The sequence below is a fragment of the Anabaena cylindrica UHCC 0172 genome (assembly GCF_034931625.1).
Taxonomy (GTDB): Bacteria; Cyanobacteriota; Cyanobacteriia; order Cyanobacteriales; family Nostocaceae; genus Anabaena; species Anabaena cylindrica_A.
In genome coordinates, this window is sequence record NZ_JAYGGY010000020.1 from 39,018 (window position 1) to 61,653 (window position 22,636).

At 36.1% G+C, this 22,636-nt stretch carries 15 protein-coding genes; 12 read left to right on the forward strand and 3 right to left on the reverse strand.

Features of this window, described 5'->3' with window-relative positions:
* Nucleotides 1–29: 29 nt before the first annotated feature.
* From VB713_RS07965 to VB713_RS08010, 10 genes are all read left to right on the forward strand, one after another.
* Nucleotides 30–2,261, forward strand: coding sequence for a polysaccharide biosynthesis tyrosine autokinase (locus VB713_RS07965; RefSeq protein ID WP_323311026.1), 2,232 nt, complete (start codon nt 30–32; stop codon nt 2,259–2,261).
* A 1,014-nt stretch (nt 2,262–3,275) separates the two neighbouring features.
* Nucleotides 3,276–4,031 carry a heterocyst development glycosyltransferase HepC gene (hepC, locus tag VB713_RS07970; protein ID WP_323311027.1) on the forward strand — a complete coding sequence of 252 codons (756 nt, stop codon included), beginning with the start codon at nt 3,276–3,278 and terminating at the stop codon, nt 4,029–4,031.
* A gap of 129 nt (nt 4,032–4,160) precedes the next feature.
* Nucleotides 4,161–5,105 (forward strand): hypothetical protein, encoded by a 945-nt coding sequence (locus VB713_RS07975; protein WP_323311028.1) that lies wholly within the window; start codon nt 4,161–4,163, stop codon nt 5,103–5,105.
* Nucleotides 5,106–5,174: 69 nt separating this feature from the next.
* The gene (gene hepA / locus VB713_RS07980; protein ID WP_323311029.1) at nt 5,175–7,004 is read left to right on the forward strand and encodes a heterocyst formation ABC transporter subunit HepA; all 1,830 of its coding nucleotides are present in this window, start codon (nt 5,175–5,177) and stop codon (nt 7,002–7,004) included.
* Nucleotides 7,005–7,117: 113 nt separating this feature from the next.
* Nucleotides 7,118–8,284 (forward strand): glycosyltransferase, encoded by a 1,167-nt coding sequence (locus tag VB713_RS07985; RefSeq protein ID WP_323311030.1) that lies wholly within the window; start codon nt 7,118–7,120, stop codon nt 8,282–8,284.
* An 88-nt stretch (nt 8,285–8,372) separates the two neighbouring features.
* On the forward strand, nt 8,373–9,362 hold the full coding sequence (locus VB713_RS07990) for a glycosyltransferase family 2 protein (protein WP_323311040.1): 990 nt from the start codon (nt 8,373–8,375) through the stop codon (nt 9,360–9,362).
* A 29-nt stretch (nt 9,363–9,391) separates the two neighbouring features.
* Nucleotides 9,392–10,594 carry a glycosyltransferase family 4 protein gene (locus VB713_RS07995; protein WP_323311031.1) on the forward strand — a complete coding sequence of 401 codons (1,203 nt, stop codon included), beginning with the start codon at nt 9,392–9,394 and terminating at the stop codon, nt 10,592–10,594.
* Complete coding sequence (locus tag VB713_RS08000) at nt 10,512–11,450, forward strand: glycosyltransferase family 2 protein (RefSeq protein WP_323311032.1); 939 nt, start codon at nt 10,512–10,514, stop codon at nt 11,448–11,450. Before VB713_RS07995 ends, VB713_RS08000 begins: the two co-directional genes overlap by 83 nt.
* A 17-nt stretch (nt 11,451–11,467) precedes the next feature.
* Nucleotides 11,468–12,901 (forward strand): O-antigen ligase family protein, encoded by a 1,434-nt coding sequence (locus VB713_RS08005; protein ID WP_323311041.1) that lies wholly within the window; start codon nt 11,468–11,470, stop codon nt 12,899–12,901.
* Nucleotides 12,902–13,267: 366 nt separating this feature from the next.
* On the forward strand, nt 13,268–14,149 hold the full coding sequence (locus VB713_RS08010; protein WP_323311033.1) for an aspartoacylase: 882 nt from the start codon (nt 13,268–13,270) through the stop codon (nt 14,147–14,149).
* 71 nt (nt 14,150–14,220) lie between these two features.
* On the opposite strand, the gene VB713_RS08015 is transcribed toward VB713_RS08010, so the two are convergent.
* The 3 genes from VB713_RS08015 to VB713_RS08025 form a co-directional block, all read right to left on the reverse strand.
* Nucleotides 14,221–15,375 carry a glycosyltransferase family 4 protein gene (locus VB713_RS08015; protein ID WP_323311034.1) on the reverse strand — a complete coding sequence of 385 codons (1,155 nt, stop codon included), beginning with the start codon at nt 15,373–15,375 and terminating at the stop codon, nt 14,221–14,223.
* An 80-nt stretch (nt 15,376–15,455) separates the two neighbouring features.
* Nucleotides 15,456–16,238, reverse strand: a complete 783-nt coding sequence (locus VB713_RS08020; RefSeq protein WP_323311035.1) for a PIG-L deacetylase family protein — start codon at nt 16,236–16,238, stop codon at nt 15,456–15,458.
* 552 nt (nt 16,239–16,790) lie between these two features.
* Entirely contained in the window at nt 16,791–19,097 is a 2,307-nt protein-coding gene (locus tag VB713_RS08025; protein WP_323311036.1) for a hypothetical protein, read from the reverse strand.
* Between the two features lie 859 nt (nt 19,098–19,956).
* On the opposite strand from VB713_RS08025, the gene VB713_RS08030 reads away from it, so the two are divergent.
* Together VB713_RS08030 and VB713_RS08035 are read left to right on the forward strand one after the other, a co-directional pair.
* Nucleotides 19,957–21,126: a glycosyltransferase family 4 protein gene (locus tag VB713_RS08030; protein WP_323311037.1), complete on the forward strand. Its 1,170-nt coding sequence runs from the start codon at nt 19,957–19,959 to the stop codon at nt 21,124–21,126.
* 169 nt (nt 21,127–21,295) lie between these two features.
* A complete protein-coding gene (locus tag VB713_RS08035) occupies nt 21,296–22,447 on the forward strand; it encodes a glycosyltransferase family 4 protein (RefSeq protein ID WP_323311038.1) in 1,152 nt (383 codons plus the stop codon).
* Nucleotides 22,448–22,636 lie beyond the last annotated feature (189 nt).

Below are 22,636 nucleotides of genomic sequence, written 5' to 3' on the forward strand. Positions count from 1 at the left end.
CATCTCGCACAACAAGGATAATAATAAAAGTGGTTCAAACTAGTCTTAATCCTCATATCACTTCAGTCGCAGATACAGAACCCAGTTATGGACAAATGTTTGCCGTATTTCTCCGACGATTTCCTTGGTTTTTATTAGCATTTTTAAGTTCTACGGCTCTGGCTGGCATTATTACTTTAAAGACAAATCCCACCTTCAAAAGTACGATGCAATTGTTAGTAGAACCTAACTATCAAGGTAAAAAAGAAGGAGGAGATACTGTAGAAAATCAGTTTACAGACTCTAACGTTGTTGTCGATACAGCAACCCAGCTTAATCTGATGCAGAGTTCTGGATTGATTCAAAAAGCAGTTGATAAACTTAAAGCTGAATATCCCAGTATCACTGTAGAGGAGATTAAAAAATCCTTAGTTTTAACTCAAATTAGGACTAAAGAAGATAATGTCGCCACTAAAATTTTTCAAGTTGACTATACAGATACCAATCCGGAGAAAACACAAAAAGTCCTAACTGCCATTCGGCAAGTTTATTTAGAATATAACAAACAACAACAGGATTTTCGGTTACAAAAAGGTCTGCAAGTTATTAGAGATCAATTGAGAAAAGCTAGTGATGAAGTGAATGCTTCTGAAAGCAATCTCCAACGATTTCGGAGAAATCAAAATTTAATTGATCCAGAATTACAAGCTAAATCCATTGAAGAAACTTTAAACACTATTCAGCGAGAACGACAAACAACCCGTTCTCAATATGAAGAAGCTTTAGCTAAACAAAAATCTTTACAAGTACAACTCAATCGTTCTCCACAAAATGCTTTAGTTTCTTCACGTCTGAGTCAGTCCACACGCTATCAAGGCTTACTCAACGAAATCCAAAAAACCGAATTAGCTTTAGCCACAGAACGCTTACGCTTCACTGATGACACTCCTGGTGTGCAGAAGCTAAATGAACAACTTCAAAGTCAAAAAGAACTCTTGCAAAAAGAAGTTAGTAGAACTTTAGGTGGACGGTCTACGAGTTCATTTGGTTTTGGAGAAACCTTGCTCGAACAAGGACAACTAGGAGAAATTGACATTAATCTCACTAGTGAGTTGGTAGAAACCCAGACTAATATAGTTTCTCTCAGTGCGCGTGATCAAACTTTAGCAGAAAAAGAGAAAGAACTGCGATCGCAACTAAAACGCTTCCCCTCCCTCTTGGCCTATTACAACCGCATACTTCCCCAATTACAATTTAGCCGGGAAAGAATGGAACAATTGTTGCGGGCAGAACAGCAATTGCGGCAGGAACTGTCTAAAGGTGGATTTAATTGGGAAGTGGTCGAAGATCCCCAAGAAGGCACACAATTAGGCCCCGACCTCAAACAAAATCTCTTATTAGGTGCCGTCGTTGGATTAATGTTAGGTGGCATTGCTGCCTTTATTCGAGAAGCATCCGATGATTCAGTACATACTACCGCTGAATTAGAGAAACAAGTTGCCATCCCATTATTAGGAACAACACCCAAATTACCACCAGCTAAACCCAAAGAATCAATCATCAAATTGCCATTTGGGAAACCCGAAGTTCTTGCACCTTGGACAATTCAAGTATTGCAATCGCCACCACGTTGGGAATCATTAGATCTGATTTATAAAAATATAGAACTTCTCAATAGTGTGTCTGATTTAAAATCATTGATGGTAACATCAGCATTACCAGATGAGGGTAAATCAGCTTTGGCTTTAGGTCTAGCTATGAGTGCAGCCCGGTTACACAAAAAGGTACTACTAATTGATGCCAACTTACGAGATCCAAGCCTACATAAACAGCTTAATCTTCCTAATGAACAAGGGCTTTCAACACTCTTAGCTAGTGATGTTGACCTTCCTCAACAGATTGGAGTTCAATACTCAGGTTCATCCTATATCGACATCTTGACTGCTGGCCCCATACCTATAGATCCTGCTCATCTTTTAAGTTCCCCACGGATGATGCAGTTGATGAAAACATTTGAAGAAAACTATGATTTGGTACTTATAGACTCTTCATCAGTTCTCGGTTTAGTGGATGCTATGCTCACAGCATCATCTTGTCGTAGTGTGGTTATGGTAGCCAGTATTGGTAGGGTAACACGCAACAATTTAGCCCAAGCTACGGCTATGTTAAGCAAGTTAAATCTGATTGGAATTGTAGCTAATGGAGTATCTAACTCTGATAGCACTTATGTCCCCTATGTCAAGCAACAACAATTAGTGCTACAACAGATTGTGGAAAAATAGCTAAATGATTTCCACGGCATCATTCTGTTTATCAAAATATCATTCAGGAGTCAGAAGTCAGACTAATTTGAGATGACTGACTCCTGTAGTTTGCTTTTTTAGTAGGTATAAATTTAATCAATAAATCAATCTATGAATTGAATAATTTTGAAAAAAATTACAGCATATTGTAGATCAATCTTTTCAAACATCCTCTAAGGATTCAGGATACAGAATATTTGATATAGCAGGGAACAGAAGAGAAAAATATTCTTCCTTCTTCCTTCTTCTTCTTCTTCTTCTTCTTCTTCCTCCTGACTCCTGACTCCCGACTCCTGACTCCCGACTCCTGAATTCTTACACTAAGATAAGCTGTATTTTAGTAAAATATGTAACGTTAATTGATTACCAATCATACAAAAAATAAATTTAGTTAATAGCTACAAAAAATTGTAATTTTTTTATGTTTAACTAGATCAATTCATCATAGCTTAACATTATTGTCGAAAATTTCAGTTTTATTTAAAGAGTAAATAAAGAATTGGTTAAATCATTAGTTATTTCTGTTGGTTCTTATATTCTAGAAATTGAGGACAAAACTAAAAACTAAAAGCTGTAAAAGTGAGATGAGACAAGTTTTGTGACAGATGTCTAGAAATTAAATAGACAAAAATACATGGCTTTTAGCAACAATTTGATGGGATATTTAATCTCTACACATCCCTCAAGAAAATACCAAATTTCCTAACTCTTATTTTTGCTTTCTGTACATCTTTATACCTACAGAATTACACCAAATATTTGCTGTAAAGACCAGTAGAATGATTCATTTTCACGGTCAAACAGAGTTCAGGATTAGGAGGACACAAGAAAAATATTTCGGATAAATCTACGTTGTAGCTCTTATCTATTGGTATTGCACTTAAGTCTAAAAGGCTTTTTGTCAGCAACTTTTACTTAAGTTTAACACCTATAAACACTGCCAAAATTCTCTGATCACGCCAGCAATTTTCTACTGCATAAATTCACAGAAATATGACAACTTCACTCATTCCCAGTTTACAGGATAATTACACTATAGCCCAGTCAACACAAAATTATCATTCCCAATACTGCACACTTCAATGGCGTAGGGGTCAGTTGTTGGTGAAATCTCCTGGAAAATTACAACAACCATATTTACCTGCACTAGATAACGAAGAATTATTGGTAGAGTGTTTAAAAAATTCTCCAGTGATATTGGTAACTATAGATCCAGCACTAGGTGATCATGCACTACGATTTTGGGCAGATGCTTGTAAAAAAGCTCAGAAACAAATATTCCTCCGTCTACCATCTGGGCATCAATTATCAACATCAGACAACCAAATATTGAGAATTATACAACGACTAACTGACTGGATTTTAGCATTAATTTTACTGATATTAATTAGTCCTCTAATGCTGGGATTATTTATCCTCATGGGAATTCAATTCTCAGAATTACCATTCTCCTATGAGTGGCATATTGGAGAAAGAGGTAAACTTTTTCAAACCATAAAATTCTGCACAAATACAAAACGAAATTTTATACCACTAGAATTATGGATGACTAAATATAGTCTGGAAAATTTACCCATGTTATTCAATGTGATTAAGGGAGAAATGAGTTTATTCGGGTATCATTGTTGGTCTTTAGATGATGCAGTTAAGCTAAGTTTAGAAGGACAAAAACAACATTTATCTAGACTACCAGGATTAATAAAATTGTGGCAAGTAGAGACTAAATTGAAACCAGCTAGGTTGTCATAAATTAAACTGGCTACATCCTAGTAATATTATATATTGCATACTAGGATGTTTTGATATAACTGATAATTATTTCCTGTTTTAGTATTTTAACCCAAGAATTATGTAGTGACTTTAAAAATCAATACTATTATGCACACAGCAATTTGTACTGTATTTGAAAAAGACTATCATTATGGTGTAGGAGCTTTAGTAAATTCCTTGTATCACCACGGGTTTCGAGGAATATTTTGGGCTGGTTATCGTGGTAATTTACCACCTTGGGCTAAGTTTCTAAAAGAAGGAAATGGTTATCAAGAATTTTCTATAGCTGAAGATTGCGCGATTCGGTTTGTTAAACTAACAACCAGAAAACATCTAGGTTTTTATAAACCTGATTTTATGTCTCAATTGTGGGAAAACTTTTGCCCAGATATTGATGCATTATTTTATTTTGATCCTGATATTGTCAATAAATGTAGTTGGACTTTTTACGAAAATTGGGTTAGTCGTGGAATTGCCATTTGTGGTGATTCTTGGTATCTTGTTCCTGCTAATCATCCCAGACGTTTAGGATGGAAAGAATTTGCTCAAGATAATGGTTTATTTTGTGAGCGTGAGTTAGATTATCACTATAATAGTGGCTTTATTGGTATTCATAAAAACCATAAATCTATACTGACACTTTGGCAGAAATTAGAAGAATTAGGTGAGATGTCAGGATATGCCAAATTAGATGATCTTTATGCTGATCATACTTTTCATACTTATCCATATCTGTATGGAGATCAGACTTATTTAAATTTAGCATTAATGCTGACTAGTTATCCTTTGAGTACAGTTGGTCCTGATGGCATGGATTTTGTTCCTGGTGGTACTATCATGTCTCATGCCACCGTACCAAATGTTAAACCTTGGCGTAAGAAACTGATTTTTAGTGCTTTAGAAGGTAACTCTCCAACCATAACTGATAAATTGTATTGGCGACATAGCCAAACACCTATTCAATTATATTCAACAGCAAAATTACTATGGCAACAATTTGAAATTCTTTTTGGATCTGCTGTAGGGCGTTTTATCCGTCGCTCTCCCATGTAAGGATATTAATTATTATCTTTTCATTGAGCTTTATGTGCTTAATTCTCAAAAGTAATGTTCAAAATTTTTATGAATCTTAAAATTTCTTCATCAACTTTGAAAATCTTTCAAGCCACAAATTTTTGGCAAAATTATCATTTAATCCTCAGAGAGTTTAAACACTTTCGACTTGTAGCAAGTTTAGCTATTGTTTTTTCAGCTTTAGCAGCCAGTTTTGAAGGGTTTGGTTTAGGCTTTTTATTGATATTTTTGCAAAGTTTAACTACTCCCGGATCTGAACCTGTAAAAACAGGTATTGGCTGGTTTGATATTTTCATTTTAGGAATTAATGCTTCAGCTACCGAGCGATTATATCGCGTATCGGCCTTAATTATTATCACGACCTGTATGCGTGCATCGTTCAACTATTTTGGACAAATTTGCATCCAGTTTAGTGAAATAAATTTAGTAGATAATCTCCGTAAACGAATTTTTGAACAATTAGCTGCTCAAAGCCTCAGTTATTTTGGTAAAAAAAGTTCTGGAGAATTGATTAATACTCTCACCAATGAAATGGAGAGAATTAGACAAATTTTTGGAGGAATGGCTTTTCTAGTTGCTAGAGGTTTAACACTAGTAGTTTATTCTATTTCCTTATTTGTGCTTTCATGGCAACTCTCAATAGTTTCTGTTTTATTATTTAGTCTTTTAGCAGTAGGACTATCAACACTAAACAAACAAATTCGAGAACGTAGCTTTGCAATTACTAAAGCTAATGATAATTTTACCTCTAGATCGCTAGAGTTTATCGAAGGTATCCGCACAATTCATGCATTTTCTACTCAAGAATTTGAGCGGCAAAGATATTTTCAAGCTAGTAAAAAAATAGTTAATAATTGGAAGAGAGTTTATTGGATTTCTCTAATAGTTAAACCTCTGGCTGAGAGTCTATCTACTATGATTCTTATCTCGATGATTATAGTAGCACTAGTCACAGGACTAATGGAGGTTTCCTCTTTATTGACATTCTTTTTTGTGCTGTTTCGCTTGGTTCCTATGACTCAGGATTTAAATGGAGTAATAGCTTTTTTAAGTACCCAAGCCGGAGCAGTAGAAAATATCAAGGATCTGTTAAAAACAGAGGATAAAAATTACTTTCAAAATGGTTATATCCAGTTTAAAAAATTACAGCGAGCTATAGAAATAATAGCTGTGAATTTTGGTTATGAACCTAATAAACTTGTACTCAAAGATATTACGCTGACTATTGAAAAAGGTCAGATGATAGCATTGGTGGGAGCATCTGGTGGTGGGAAAAGCACACTTGCTGATTTATTAGCCAGGTTCTATGACCCAATAGAAGGCAAAATTTTTATAGATGGTATAAATTTACGAGAATTTGAAATTGACTCACTGCGCCGCAAAATGGCTATAGTTAGTCAAAAAACATTCATTTTCAATACTTCCATCCGCAATAATATTGCCTATGGTGCATTAGCAGTAACTGAGACAGAAATTATAGAAGCGGCTCGTCTAGCAAATGCTTTAGAATTTATCGAAAAATTGCCTCAAGGTTTGGATACAGTTATCGGTGCTGATGGTATTCAATTATCTGGAGGACAACAACAACGAATTGCGATCGCACGCGCTTTGGTTAGAAATCCAGAAATTTTGATTTTAGATGAACCAACAAGTGCTTTAGATTCAATCACAGAGCAGGTGATTCAGGAGTTGTTAGAAAAATTTACCGTGGGACGGACAGTGATTGTAATTGCTCATCGTCTTTCCACAATTGCTAAAGCGGATAAGGTTGTAGTGATTGAACAAGGACAGATTGTGGAACAGGGAGCATATCAAGAGTTATGTCAACAACGTGGTAAGTTTTGGCAATATTATCAGATTCAAAATGAAGTGAGATAAATAATAATTCAACATTTAATGGCGGGAAATTTTATGTCAATCTTCGTTTGTAGATTGACATAATAAAAAGATAGGTACCTTATTTATTTGGAATAATAAAATTGCAAAAAAATATGAGATATGAACAATTGGCTAACTTCAATGGTAAAGTATATTTTTTCTGTTTACCAAGAGAGGAAGATGAGGGCAGGGATCAGTTCCAACATTTATTTATTTGTTTGGCGGAAGGTTTTCGAGAATTAGGGATATCCTTTTTCTCAAATATCAACTACTGGCAAGAATTACCTGAAAAACAAGAATATCTCTTTCGCCATGATCCAGATATAACGCCAGATGATTGTTCTGTTGTAGTATTTAGTAATAACTGGTTTAATAATAATTATCCTCTACCAGATAATTTATTTCATGCCAACCGTAAATACTTGACTGTTTATTTGGATGGTAATGACAATGATAAAGATTACAATAAACTTCCTGAATATAGGCAATTTGATTTCATTTTTAAGACTCATTACAATCGACATTTAAATTATTTGGATAACTTTTATCCCTGGTCGTTTGGTTTGAGTCAACGGATATTGCAAGAATTGTCAGCAGTACCAAATTTTCAGGATAGAAACAAACAGATACTCGTCAATTTTCGACATTGGCGAACTGGTCATCCAGTTAGAAATATTAGTTCTCATCTATTAATGCCGCAAATTAGCAATATTTGGCAAATCAATAATAGTGTTGATAATCAAGCTAATTTTTCAACTGAAGCATATCATCATCTACACTGGCTACAAACTGGTAAACGTCACTACCCAACTTACTATAATCGCTTGAAAAATTCAACTGCTTGTGCTTGTTTTGGTGGTTTTTTTGTTCCTGCTTGGCTTAAAAATTCAGGAGGTTTAATTAATCGCAATATTCAGCGTCTTATGACTAAATTGAGATTAAAGTCAAACACTATTGTGCAGTGGGATAGTTGGCGATTTTGGGAGTCATTAGCAGCAGGATGTGTGACTTTTCATGTGGATTTTGAAAAATATGGCATTTTCCTTCCTGTCATGCCTGTAAATTGGCAGCATTATATTGGCATAGACTTAGATAATGTACAAGCAGCTATAGATAGAATAGTCGATGAACCAGAAATTTTGGAGAAAATTGCTCTACAAGGAAGGTCGTGGGCGCTTCAGCATTACAGTCCAGTCCCGACTGCATTACGCTTTTTAGAAACGGTTTACCAACAGCCAATAACTAAGAAAGTTGAGGTAGAAACTTTGATAGAAATTTAAGTATTTTTCGTATTTGTGGATTTATAAACATTAATTTTTATCAGGCGATGAATAGAAGCTAAATTTGACAATGTAACGACTAATAATGATGTCTATTAATTTTAAATTGCCAGAGCCATTAGTGAGCGTGATTATCCCTACTTATAACAGAATGGGATACTTAAAACAAGCAATTTCTAGCGCAGTGACACAGACATATCAAAATATTGAAATCATTGTGTCTGATAATTGTAGTCCAGAAAATCCTCAATTTTTAGTTGAATCTTTTGCTGATTCTCGCATCAAGTTTTATCGGCATCAAGAAAATTTAGGAATGTTAACTAATCAGATGAATGCCTTTAGTATGGCACGAGGAAAATATGTTGCTAGTCTTCATGATGATGATATTTGGCATGAAGATTTTTTAGCTAAACTTATACCACCTTTAGAAGCTAATTCTGATTTAGTTCTTGCTTTTTGTGACCAGTATATTATTGATACTCAAAGTAAAATCAATGCTGTTATTACTGAAGAAAATACACGTTATTACAAGCGTGATCAGATAGCTTCAGGAATCTATGAAGACTTTGTTGAAATTGGTTTAATTGATAAAAGTATACCGACAGCGGCGGCTTGTGTGATTCGCAATGGTTTGATTGATTGGAATCTGATTCCAGCGGAAGTTGGCGGTATGTGGGATTTATATTTAACTTATTTATGTTGTGTATCAGGGTATGCGGCTTATTATTGTTCAGAAAAATTGACCTATTATCGTGAGCATGAGCAAACTGATACAATGCTGAGTGGTAGACGGAATATGCAGGCAAAAATTCGTAAAGCTAAAAGTGAAATATTTTGTTATAAAGTTTTCATGGAAGATGGGAGACTGGATAAATTTCATCCATATTTTAGAAAGCTATGGCTAGAAGCTAATACAACTTTAGGTATTGGATTGCTACGTGATGAACAAACAACAGTAGCGCGTGCTTATTTTTGGAAGACTTTGATTGCACAAAAATTTGATTTGCGAACGTTAACAGCATTGATACTCAGTTTTGTGCCACCAAGATTAGCGAATAAGATATTGGGTGTTTCTTAATTATTCAATTAATGTGCAAGAGGTAGTGAGTGAGACTTTGTATTGTTACCCACAAAATTAGAAAAGGTGATGGTCAGGGAAGAGTAAACTATGAAGTTGCTATGGAAGCGCTTCGTCGTGGTTATAATTTGACATTATTGTCTAGTGAAATAGCCCCAGAGTTAGAAGAAAATAGGGCGGTTAATTGGGTGGAGATTCCTGTAAAAAGTTATCCTACTGAATTTATCCGCAATTTTTTATTTGCCAAAAAAAGTGGTGATTGGTTGCGTCAAAATCGTGGGGAAATTGATTTAATTAAAGTCAATGGTGCGATTACTATGGGTGCTACGGATGTGAATGCTGTGCATTTTGTCCATAGTTCATGGTGGCAATACCTGCGATCGCACCAACCATTCTCTCCAAATGCCTATGGGCTATACCAATGGCTGTACACGGCGATGAATGCCTATTGGGAAAAACAGGCTTTTCGTCAAGCTAAAGTGGTCGTTGCTGTCTCTGCAAACGTGGCGGAGGAATTAGTTAATATCGGCGTACCCTGTAGCAAGATTCGCGTCATTGTCAATGGAGTTGACTTACAAGAATTTTCTCCTGGTGTGACTTGTCGCCAAGAATTGGGTTTACCAGAAAATGTCACCTTGGCGCTATTTGCCGGAGATATTCGCATTTCTCGCAAAAATTTGGATACTGTACTTCATGCCTTAGTTCACGTTCCTGACTTACATTTGGCGGTTGTGGGTGAAACCAAAGATAGCCCTTATCCACAAATGGCTGCGGCATTGCAATTGAGTGAACGGGTACATTTTTTAGGTTATCGCCATGATATGCCTCTTCTTCAGCGGGCATCAGATTTTTTCGTTTTTCCATCCCGTTATGAACCTTTTGGATTAGTAGTCATTGAGGCGATGGCTTCCGGTTTACCAGTGATTACGGCGAAAACCACCGGTGCTGCTGACTTAGTAACGCCGTCTTGTGGAATAGTTGTCTCCGATTGTGACGATGTTGAGGCTTTAGCGGCTGCGCTGAAGTTATTAAATAGCGATCGCACAATCCGCCAACAAATGGGTAAAGCAGCCCGCACCGTTGCTGAACAACATAGTTGGAAAACTATGGCACAAACCTATCTAGATATATTTGCAGAGCTAATTAAAAATGAGGAACACAGTACTCATCCCCACCTATCGCCGTCCGCAAGACCTATCCCGCTGCCTTACCGCACTACAAGCCCAAACTAAACCAGTTGATCAAGCGATCGCTATAGTCCGCGATACAGACACCGCAACTTGGCAATTCCTCAACGAATTTCACCCCCAAAATCTACCATTACAGATTGTCACAGTCACACAACCGGGAGTAGTAGCCGCCCTTAACGCCGGACTAGCAGCAGTAAAAGGTGACATCGTCTCCATCACCGATGATGATGCTGCCCCTCACCCCGATTGGTTAGAAAAAATCACCGCACACTTTGCCGCCGATAGTTGCATAGGTGGAGTTGGTGGCCGTGATTGGATTTACCGGGGCGACCAAATAGAATCCGGTTCCTGCTCAGTCGTAGGACGTTTACAGTGGTTTGGAAGAGTAATAGGCAACCATCATCTCGGCATCGGAGAACCCCGCAAAGTGGAAATCCTCAAAGGTGTCAACATGAGTTTTCGCACCCAAGCGATCGGGAAATTACAATTTGACGAAAGAATGCGTGGTACAGGCGCACAAGTAAACTTTGAAATGGCATTCACCCTGACTCTTCAACGAGCAGGTTGGAAAATGATTTATGATCCCAGCGTTGCCGTAGACCACTATCCAGCCCAACGCTTTGACGAAGACCAGCGCGAAAACTTTAATGAAATCGCCCTAATTAACCTAGTTCATAACGAAACCCTAGTTTTATTAGAACATCTACCCCCTCTACAGCGGATGATCTTTGTATTCTGGGCAGTCTTAGTAGGAACAAGAGACAGTTTAGGCTTCATCCAATGGCTGAGATTATTCCCCAGTCAAGGCAGACTTGTGAATAAAAAATTGCAAGCATCTTTGCGTGGACGCTGGCAAGGATGGCAAACAAATCAATTAAAAATTCAAAATCCCGGATAATTTACCAATTACCAATTGTGATTTCCAAACAAATACTTTTTAATAGTTTTTCACAAACCAATTTTTCACCTCAAGATCGAGCAGCACAAAGTTGGGTAGTCATATTAGGCTTCCTCTTACTCACAGCAACTTGCTACTTTAGTGGTGCTGCTAGTTTGTTGCGCGTAGTTTTTCCCGCAACCGCTTTAGGGGTAGGCATATTCTTATACCTGCGTCATCCCATTCTCTACATTGGCTTCACCTGGTGGATCTGGTTTCTCACACCCTTGCTAACTCGTCTAGTTGACTATCGGATTGGTTGGGACCCCACCCGTCAAATGCTGATTGCACCCTATTTAGTGGTATTTGTAACCATAGCAACCTTTGTTAAACACTTACCTAGCGCCATTCGTCAAGGAGGCTTGCCCTTTGTTTTGGCGTTTGCTGGGGTCTTCTATGGTTTTTTGATAGGTATGATTTACAATCAACCACTTCCAGTCATACGCGGCTTTTTAGACTGGCTGAGTCCCATTATCTTTGCTTTTCACTTATTTACAAATTGGCGAGATTATCCCAGTTATCGCCAGCACATTCAGCGTGTATTTACTTGGTGTGTTTTAATTTTAGGAGCTTACGGTGTATATCAATTTGTGCTTGCTCCTGAATGGGATAAATACTGGTTGATAGAATCGAAAATGTTTACCAGTGCTGGAGATCCTGTGCCTTTTGGAATGCGTGTATGGAGTACACTACACTCACCAGGTCCATTTGGTACTGTCATGGGAACGGGTCTATTATTATTATTTACCAGTTCAGGCCCTTTGATTTTTCCGGCCTCAGCAGTTGGTTACTTATCATTTTTACTTTCACAAGTTCGTACTAGTTGGGGAGGTTGGTTATTAGGAATAATTCTGATTTTTGGTTCTGTCAAAACCAGAATTCAAATGCGCTTAATTACCATCATTTTAGTTATGGCTATGTGCGTCGTGCCATTGGTGACTATCGAGCCGATTTCTAAAGTCGTTGCTACACGATTTGAAAGTTTTTCCAATATTCAAGAAGATGGTAGCTTTAAAGATAGATCAGCCACTTATGATAAAAACCTCAGTCTCGCCCTTTCTAATGTTATTGGTAATGGTTTAGGCAATATCTGGAAAGTCAATGAAAAAACTGGACAAATAGAAGTAATCGTCATTGACAGTGGCATTTTAGATATGTTTTTCACCTTAGGTTGGTTCGGTGCTATCCCTTATATTGGTGGGTTAGTCTTGATGCTGTTCAGTGTGAGCAGATATACTGAAGGTCGTTTTGATAGTTTTGTCAGTGCTGCCAGTGCTATTAGTATCAGTTCTTGCGCTCAATTAATTATTTATAGCGGAATGTTGAGTGTAGCAGGCATGATTATGTGGGGATTTTTGGCTATGGCTATGGCAGCACATAAATTCTATCAACATCAAGGTATCAAGATGTAGTTCATTTATTGTCAGTTGTCGATTATCTGTAAGGATTCAGGATACAGAATATTTGATATAGCAGAGAATAGAAGAGAAAAATATTCTTCCTCCTTCTTCCTCCTTCTTCTTCTTCCTCCTGACTCCTAACTCCTGACTCCTGAATTCTTACAATTATCGCTATTATTAATGGTGTGCAATACAGGTATTTATAGCATGATACTATTTGTGCCATAAGTGCCTATTTAAAATAGAATTTATTTTTTCAAATTTTCCTATAATTACCCTTATTCATCTGCTCTTTTAGAGCCTATACTGTTATGTATTTTCAAAGGGATAATAGATATTTTTGCTTTGACGGTAAACTTTTTGATACATGGGGTAATTATGAATCTAATTAAACGGGTAGCTATTGTCGGAGGAAGTCACGGTAATGAATTAACAGGAGCTTATCTAGTCAAAAAGTTTCAAAAATATCCAAACTTAATCAACAAAACAAGCTTTGAAACTTTGGCAATACTAGGCAATCCTAAAGCTCTTGCTGCCGGCAGAAGATATATAGATACGGATTTAAATCGTTGCTTCACGGGAAATAATTTACAAGCAGCCACCATAGCATCTAATTATGAAGAACTAAGAGCAAAAGAAATTCTGCAAATACTGCAACCAAAAAATCAAGAATTTGTAGATGCAATTATTGATTTACACACCACTACAGCCAACATGGGATTATGTATTATTTTAAGTAATATGCATCCCATATTACTTCATTTAGCAGCTAATCTAAGTGCAATTAATCCTTTAGTCAAAATCTATATTCACCAACAACCTAAAAATAGTGGGTTTCTCCGTTCTTTAAGTAAATTAGGTTTTGCAATAGAAGTTGGTGCTGTAGCTCAAGGTATTTTAGATGCTCAATTATTTCAACAAACAGAACAGCTTATTTATCATGTTTTAAACTATTTTGAGGAATGTAATCAAGGTAAAATTACCCTCACCAATAACACACTAACTTTTTACAAATCTATTGGTATGGTTGATTATCCTAGAAATGAAGACGGCGAAATTCAAGCAATAATTCACCCCCAACTTCAATTTAGAGATTATCAACCTTTGCATCCTGGTGATCCAATTTTTCTAACTTTTGAAGATAAAGATATTCTTTATGAGGGAGAGTCTACTGTTTATCCCATTTTCATTAATGAAGCAGCTTATTATGAAAAAGGAATTGCTATGTATCTCAGTCAGAAGGATATGATTCATATATAAGCATATACCTAACGGCACACTGTGCTAAAAATGAATACAATTTAGAACTAAACTCTCTCAGGGTAGGTAAATTAGTAATTATCTGAACTTGATATAAATACCTTTTTACCTGCTACTAATTCTCTTATTTCTATTGCTTTGGGAATATTATATTTCCTCATTAATTCACTATATACATTCAATGTTTCTTGGTTTACCCGTGCGGCGCTGAATCTTTCTAAGTTTTGTTTAGCGCGGAATTTCCACTTTTGCAACTGCTGGGAATCGCTGAGTAATTGCCCTAAAGCATTGGCTAAAGTTTGACTATCTTGAGGTGGAACTAGAATACCAGCTTGTCGATGATCCAAAGTTTCTGGAATACCGTCTACATCACTGGCAATAATTGCACAACCTGCCTCTCGTGCTTCTGTTAATACCAAACCAAAGGATTCACAGTGTGAAGCGAGGACAAAGATATCTGTTGATAACATATAGCGTTGAGGTTCTGCTTGAAAACCTTCAAAATGAATGCGCCGGTGTAGTCCTCTATCGCTAAATGTTTTACTTTTGACAATTTTCTCAAAAATAGGACGATCTGGCCCATCTCCTACTAAATATAAATGGGCTTGGGGAAAATCTTGAGCAATGAGGCTAAATGCTTCAATTAACTCACCAATACCTTTGCGGTTATACATTCCGGCTACAGTAGTAATAGCTGGATGATGCAGTGTTAGGGGTTGGTAATCTTGAATTTTTCTATGTCGAGGACTACCTAAAGTGCCGTTAGCAACTACGCATAACTTTTTAGCTGGGATACCACGCCGAATCATGGAATCAGCTACTGCATGACTAACTGCAATTACTCTATCGGCTAATCCCATGAGAACTGCACTACGTTGAAATTCATTATGGACGGTAGAAACTAAACTATAGTTACCACTATTTCTAAAAATTCCCGCCAGCACAACTCCTGTCATCATGTGAGTATGAACAATATCTGGTTGAAACTCTTTGATAATTTCTCGATAACGCCAAGCAGCTTTGATCATGTTGAGTGGCGATCGCGATTGATCTAGCTTAAAGTGGTTAATACCATGATTTGCTAATAATGCTTCGTATTCTCCACCTGATGATGCTACAGCAACATGAAGTCCGTTTTTTGCCTGTAAACAGGCTAAGTCTACTGCTACATTGACAATTCCGTTACCGATTCTTTGTACATGATTTGTGATATGTAGTATTCTCATTGAATTCTTCTCCACATTAATTATTTTTAGTAAATATAATGATGCCTCACACGGTAGATTTGACCTTGAATTAACTCTCACTAAGATTCAGATTTAAAGAAAATTTCTTCTGAGTGTAAGAATCGCTGAATAAAACCATGAGGTAAATTTTGTATTTGGGAAGGATAGGCTGCGATCGCTCTTTTTTTCTTTTCTTGCACCGAGGTAATTGAAAGCCGATAAGCTGCTCTAATATCCTTTAACTTTAAAAGGATAAATAACGGCGCTCTCCAAAATACCCAAATAGGATACTGTAATAGTTCTACTATAATTCCTGTTTGAGCAATTGCCTCCTGAACTAAATAATATGTAGCCTCATGATCTTTATGACAATCTTTCCGATGAGGAACATAAACTTCTCCTGGTTGATAAAGTTTTAGTAGTTCAGAAATCTGGTTAATTATCTGCTGTCTTTCCTCTGGGGTTAAATCTGGTAAACTTCCATCTAGCTTATCTAAAAAATGAATTTCTGAAGGCTTTACTCCTAAAATATCTAATGCATTTAAGGATTCTTGTTTGCGAATATGAATAATTTTATTTTGAATATCTGGATCTGAACCATGAGAACCTCTGCCATCTGTCAAAAAGGTAACAACTACTGGTATTTCTTGTTCTCTTTTCCTTGCAATCATCCCCCCACAACCGAAGGTTTCATCATCTTGATGGGGAGAAAAAACCATTGCTGTTTTTTGACTAAATTTTAGTGGCTGACTTCCCCAATTCAAAATCCATTGTGTAAGTAAATGGGAATGAATATATTGAATTTGATTGAGAAAATCATTGGGAATTAGTTTTTCTAATTTAATTAGACTAGTTTTATCCATGTTTTTTTGCTTATTTATTATAATGTGTATCAATACTTATCAAATACTAATTAAAGTTATCAAGTTTTCCCTTGATTTGAGAACAAATATTTTGCTCAACCCTTGAGACTATTTAAAAATTCAGCAATCAATAAGTATATATTATTTATCATAATTAAATATGCTCTCTAGGATTTATTGTTTTTGTAAATTTGCACCATAAATATGAAGGAAAATCGAAAATCACTCAAAAGTTATTTTCTACTTAAATATAGCAAGTGGCTTTACATCCTTGATTGTATTGCATCTCACAAAAAAGCGCTATATCAAAGTTAATATAATGTCTCTAAATAATTTATTTGGTGCAATTTTACATAGAATTTCTCATTTCCACAGAGTATGAAAATGAATTCTAGAAGGTTCTTGCTATCAATAAAAGTAGAGGCAGAGCCTCTGGGATAGCATTCCTAGTCAGAGACTAGGAACGAGATAATAATTGACACTAATGAGCAATGCGCCTTACTCTGAAAATATTCAATTTTTTGAGTGAATTTTTAGATTTTTTACTCAAGTTTAAAAACGATAGATAATCACTTTTCCGTTCATATTTTCTTCTACAAACACTAAGTATTCACCATTAGATCGGCGAAAAGCTCGGATACCGTGGGGGATATCAACCCAACCACTTTCTCCACCGACTTCAGGGCCGGGACCGAATTTGTGTAGGAGTTTTCCTGTTGCAGCTTTATAGACATACACCTCTGCGGTTTTCACTGTCACTGCAAATACATAATCACCAGCTACACTCATAGCTGCGGTAGAAATTTCTCGCTTCCCAGTTGAGTCATAGGGAACTACTGTTCGCCATTTGGGGGTGCGATTTCCTTTATTCCAATTATCAAAGCGGGCAATTTCTGATCCGACAACTCCAGTATCATCACCAGAAGCTGGATGTTCTACGGTGAAACCTGACAAATACATAGTATCTGTTTCTGGAAAATACTCAATTCGCCGCAAATCTTTAAAGACGCTGGGAGTCTTTTCTTTTTGCATTGATTTATAAGTATAGATGGGGTTGCCTTTGCTATCTAATCCCTGTAAAGGATAATGGCGAATTCCATCTTCTGTTCGCAAGGTTTTCCACACATCTCCTTTGCTGTCAACCCACCAACCACCTATGTAGGGATAATCTTGGCTGCTGTCGTATTCTTTTTGATCAAATGCACCGTTGCCATTACTATCTCGCCAAATCCATTCTCCGTTGGCTGGTTGATTGGGAGGCCAATTCCCGTTGATAGATTTACCTTGGTCATTAGTTCCTACAAATAACCCGGCAGGAATGGCAATTTTACCGTCTGTAGCGGGTTGGAAACGATAAATTTGCAGTAAGCTGCCAAACATATCTGTGAGGAATAAAAAAGGCTTTCCTTGAATACGACGGACAAATGTACCATCTGGGGATGTGTGTAAACGAGGATCTTGAGGATATTTGAAAGGATTCACTGTGTAGGCTTTATAAGTCCACTGTTGACCGGCTGGTTTACTGTAATCCAGTAAGTATTCTTCCTGCTTGGTGAATACATTTATACCATCGCTTTTGGGGTCAGTGTCTGCATTATCGACAAAGATTAAGCCTAGTAATTGCCATTGTTGTTTTCCTGCGGCGGAAAATTTTCTTAAATCTGTGCCTGATCTGTTAAACCCATTGTTGTTGATATAGATATTGCCTGTGCTATCTGTGCCAATTCCGGTAATTCCATACAGTTTCAAGCTTTGCACTTCACCGGAGACACCGCCATAGATACCATTTTTATTGCCGAAAGTTCCTACTTGTGAAGGTTTGCCTTTAATTGTATAAATCAGTACCTGTTGACGGATGCCATTGTCTGCGACTAGTAGCCTATTTTGTTTGTCCAGTGCGATCGCTGTGGGGTCAACAACATCTACAATTTGTTCAGGCAATTTTTTACCCGTTTGGGAATAATGCACAACCTTACCAGGGATGCTCTCTTTTTTATTTTGAATAATCCATAAATCTCCTTGTGGATCAATAGCTATTCCTCCCGGATTCGTAACCGCAAAGCTGCCTGTTTTCTGCATTGTTTCAGTATTATAAATACCCACAATGTTGGCATTTGCATTACTAACAAATAGCTTATTACCTATAATTGCTAAACCAGTGACTTCACTTTTATCACTGGTGATTAACATACTTTTATCCCAGCCATTACCACCAGAAAAAGGTACAGTTTTTCCCGCTAAATTATAGCGTCGCACACAGTACCAAGTTTTACCTTCTGGAGGATAACCTTCTTTTCCATTATTCATCCCACCTTGAGACATAGCAATATAAATATACTTGCTATTGACTGTCACCGCTTTACCACCAAGGCGATTCCAGCCGTGAATATCTTCTAGAAAACCTATAACTTTACCATCTCTATATATTCCTGCTTCCCCTCCTGCTTCATCCCAATAACTATTAGTATAAATATCACCAGTTGCTGTTACATACATTGCCTCTACATTATTTTGTACTCGTAATTTTCCCTTGCCGATAGTGTTACCAAGCCAAGAAGTTTTATATGTAAAAGCAGGTGTTTTAGCTGTTTCTTTCTGAGAAATTGGATTAGTATAATTAGGTGTTTTAGTTGTTTCCTTTTTGGAAATTTGATTAGTAAAGTTAGGTGTTGTAATGCTTTTTGTCGTAGCTTGATCCATTGTCATGCCTACGAATATCGCCATTAACACACAAGTTAAACTAAGTAAAATATTGAAAGCTATTTTTCTCTGCCAATATCTACTCTGAATTAATTTTTTTATAAATTGATTAAGTTTTTGGCGGTTTTTTTTAAGGTGTGAAATTAATATTTTTATCATGGAATTACTATGATTGCATATCGGCAGCTATCATTACTTCGATATGAAGTTATGAATGTAGATGAAATTGTTATATTTAGTGTTGATTAACTAAATATTATCAAAAATGAAATTTAATCTAAGAAATTCAAACTAATAGTTAGGGAAATTATTCAGAGAACCAATAAATTATCTTATTTACACAAAATTGACAAATCCTGCCCTTTGGTATTGAAAAATTATGGTTATCTTATTCACAGCCTATTATATGAAGAGTTCATCTCTTAGAAAAATTGTTAACAATCTTAGCCCTATTAATTAGTTTTCAGCTTGGCTTATGAATGTCGTTGTTGCACCTATTTATTTCACGATTTCTGCATAAATAAGATAAAATTTCTCTTAATTATGCTTAGATATTGGCAGAACACATGAATAACCTAACAAATAAATAGCATTGATTATATATTTTCATCGAAACTTTATCAAGACTATATATTTTTTTTACAGAAAAATTATATCTAAGTGGCAAACATTTTTTATCGGAAAGTAATATTTAAGTAAGAATTTAGGAGTCAGGAGTCAGGAGGAAGAAAATTTGATATAGCAGGGAACAGAAGAGAAAAATATTCTTCTTCCTGACTCTGTTCGGCTGACGCTCACGGCGAAGCCTGAATTCTTACGTTTGTGAAAATGTGTAACTACTTTCCATAAAAAGTAACTCTAAACAGAAATTTTACATATACTTTTCGACTGGCTATATCTCAAAAATTATTAATTTATTCAAAAATTACCTGATTTGTAATTTTTTAAAATGTAAATAGGTTGAATTGGGTATGGAAGCAAACAGAAGTAAGCTCAATTCATTAGAGGAGATAATTAGGTGGAAAGTAAAGAAAAAAATATTGAGTCATCCTCTGTATCTATTCTAACATTAGGAACAGGTTGGTTTCCTAAGAATCCAGGAGGATTAGAAAGATATATTTATGAACTAACTCATAAATTAGCTGCAAATCAAGACCAGATAGAATTATGTGGAGTTGGTCTACCAAGTGCTGAACAAAATACACCAGTTAAATTGACTAATTTAGCATCTCCTGATAGTCTAATTTGGCAGAGGTTATGGTCAATTCGTGCTAATTTTCAAAAAACAAGATTAGAGCAACCTGATGCTATTAATCTGCATTTTGCATTATATAGCTTTCCAATTTTGGATATTTTACCTAAAGAAGTACCAATCACTTTTAATTTTCATGGACCTTGGGCTTCGGAAAGTCAAGAAGAAGTAGCAAATCAGAAACTTAGTATTTGGCTAAAGCGGCAGTTAATAGAAAAAAAGACTTATGATCGATGCGACCGCTTTATTGTTCTTAGTAAAGCTTTTGGTCATATTTTACATCAAAAATATCAAATTCCTTGGGACAAAATCAATATTATTCCTGGTGGAGTAGATATTCATCATTTTCAAAAAAATTTATCACGACAAGAGGCTAGAAGACAACTCGGTTGGCCAAATAATAACCCTATATTATTTACATCTCGTCGCCTGGTTCATCGTATGGGAATTGACAAATTATTACAAGCGGTAGCGGCAATTAAACCCAAAATTCCTGATATTTGGTTAGCAATAGCTGGACGTGGACATATTCAAACTTTACTAGAAAAACAAACTAGAGAATTAGGTTTAGAAAATAATGTTAAATTTTTAGGTTTTTTGCCAGATGAACAGTTACCTATTGCTTATCAAGCTGCTGATTTAACTGTTATGCCTAGTCAATCTTTTGAAGGGTTTGGGTTAGCAATTCTCGAATCTTTAGCCTGTGGTACTCCTGTTGTATGTACACCTGTGGGGGGAATGCCAGAAATTTTACAAGGATTTACGCCGGAATTAATTACTGATAATATTAGTGCTAAAAGTATTGCAGAAAAATTAGAACAGGTATTGTTAGAAAAAATTTATTTACCTTCAAGAGAACAATGTCGGGATTATACAACTACAAATTATGATTGGAATCATATTGCTCAAAAGGTGCGGCAAGTTTTGTTAAATTAAATTTAGAGCATGATGATAATTTTCATGGATATTATTTAGATATCTGGTAAAAAATGTAGGCACATTCTATAGAAGTCTCTACAAGGGTTTGAAATTATGCATATTTAAATTTGGTTGCTGTATTTTATAAAGAAATTAAAATCGGGTTTTGGTATTTTTAGGAGTTCATATGAGAATTTTTTTCTTAGACCAAAGTGGTAAACCTGGTGGTGCAGAATTATGTTTATTAGACATTGCTAAACCCTATGCTGAAAGCTCACTTGTTGGCTTATTTGCAGATGGTGATTTTAGAAAGTTATTACAACAACAACAAATACCTGTAGAAGTTTTAGCAACTCAAGGGATTAAGGTTCGTAAACAAAGCAGTTTATTACAAGCAATAGGTAGTTTAGGACAACTTACACCATTAATTAATAAAGTAGTTCAACGTGCTAGAGAATATGATTTAATTTATGCTAATACTCAAAAAGCCTTAGTTGTTGGTGCAGTAGCGAGTTTTTTCGCTCGTCGTCCCTTGGTTTATCATTTACATGATATTCTTTCCCCACAACATTTTAGCCAAACTAACTTGCGGGTTGCGGTTACTTTAGTAAACCAGTTTGCTTCATTGGTAATTGCTAATTCTCAAGCTAGTAAAATAGCATTTTTAGAAGCGGGAGGAAAACCAGATATTATTGAAGTTGTTTATAATGGGTTCGCAGTAAATAATTACCAAGTTGCTGAAACTGATGTTAGAAAACTAAAGCAAGAGTTAGGACTAGAAGAAAAGTTTATTGTTGGACACTTTAGCCGTCTTTCTCCTTGGAAAGGACAGCATATTTTAATTAATGCCTTAGCTAAATGTCCGCAAGATGTGATGGTTATTTTAGTAGGTGATGCTTTATTTGGTGAACAGGAATATGTGCAAGAATTACACCAAAAAGTTACTGCATTGGGACTGGAAAACCAGGTGAAATTTTTAGGATTTCGCTCGGATATTCCCCAATTAATGGCTATATGTGATTTAGTAGCTCATACTTCGACTGCACCTGAACCTTTTGGCAGGGTTATTGTTGAAGCCATGCTGTGCGGTAAACCTGTCGTTGCTGCTAAAGCTGGGGGAGTAATGGAGTTAGTAGAAGATGGAATTAATGGTTTTTTAGTTACACCAAATAACCCCCAGGAATTAGCACAGGTGATTAATACTTGTATTAATGAAACTACAAGAACTGCGACTATTGCTAATAATGCTAGAATTAATGCTAGTCAGCGTTTTGATGTGACAACTATTAATCAACAAATTTCTCAATTGTTGGATTTAGTAATTAAACCTAAAATATAGCGGTTCTTGGTTGAATGAGATACAAGAAACCCACCCCCCAGGGGGCTATGATGTACCTAATTCAAATGTATACCGCCATATAATAGACATCTGGTGGAAAAGAATGAAGCCCGTGCATTACGGGCTATATTAGGTAATAACGTAAGTTGCTAGTTAGGGAAAATGTCTGAATCAGGATATCCAGGATTT

Excerpts from the sequence above, each read along its gene's own strand:
- VB713_RS07990 (WP_323311040.1), top strand. The coding sequence starts at position 8,373 with ATGTCTATTAATTTTAAATTGCCAGAGCCATTAGTGAGCGTGATTATC.
- VB713_RS08025 (WP_323311036.1), bottom strand. The coding sequence starts at position 19,097 with ATGATAAAAATATTAATTTCACACCTTAAAAAAAACCGCCAAAAACTT.
- VB713_RS08020 (WP_323311035.1), bottom strand. The coding sequence starts at position 16,238 with ATGGATAAAACTAGTCTAATTAAATTAGAAAAACTAATTCCCAATGAT.
- VB713_RS08000 (WP_323311032.1), top strand. The coding sequence starts at position 10,512 with ATGAGGAACACAGTACTCATCCCCACCTATCGCCGTCCGCAAGACCTA.
- VB713_RS07985 (WP_323311030.1), top strand. The coding sequence starts at position 7,118 with ATGAGATATGAACAATTGGCTAACTTCAATGGTAAAGTATATTTTTTC.
- hepA (WP_323311029.1), top strand. The coding sequence starts at position 5,175 with ATGAATCTTAAAATTTCTTCATCAACTTTGAAAATCTTTCAAGCCACA.
- VB713_RS08010 (WP_323311033.1), top strand. The coding sequence starts at position 13,268 with ATGAATCTAATTAAACGGGTAGCTATTGTCGGAGGAAGTCACGGTAAT.
- VB713_RS08015 (WP_323311034.1), bottom strand. The coding sequence starts at position 15,375 with ATGAGAATACTACATATCACAAATCATGTACAAAGAATCGGTAACGGA.
- hepC (WP_323311027.1), top strand. The coding sequence starts at position 3,276 with ATGACAACTTCACTCATTCCCAGTTTACAGGATAATTACACTATAGCC.
- VB713_RS08035 (WP_323311038.1), top strand. The coding sequence starts at position 21,296 with ATGAGAATTTTTTTCTTAGACCAAAGTGGTAAACCTGGTGGTGCAGAA.
- VB713_RS07975 (WP_323311028.1), top strand. The coding sequence starts at position 4,161 with ATGCACACAGCAATTTGTACTGTATTTGAAAAAGACTATCATTATGGT.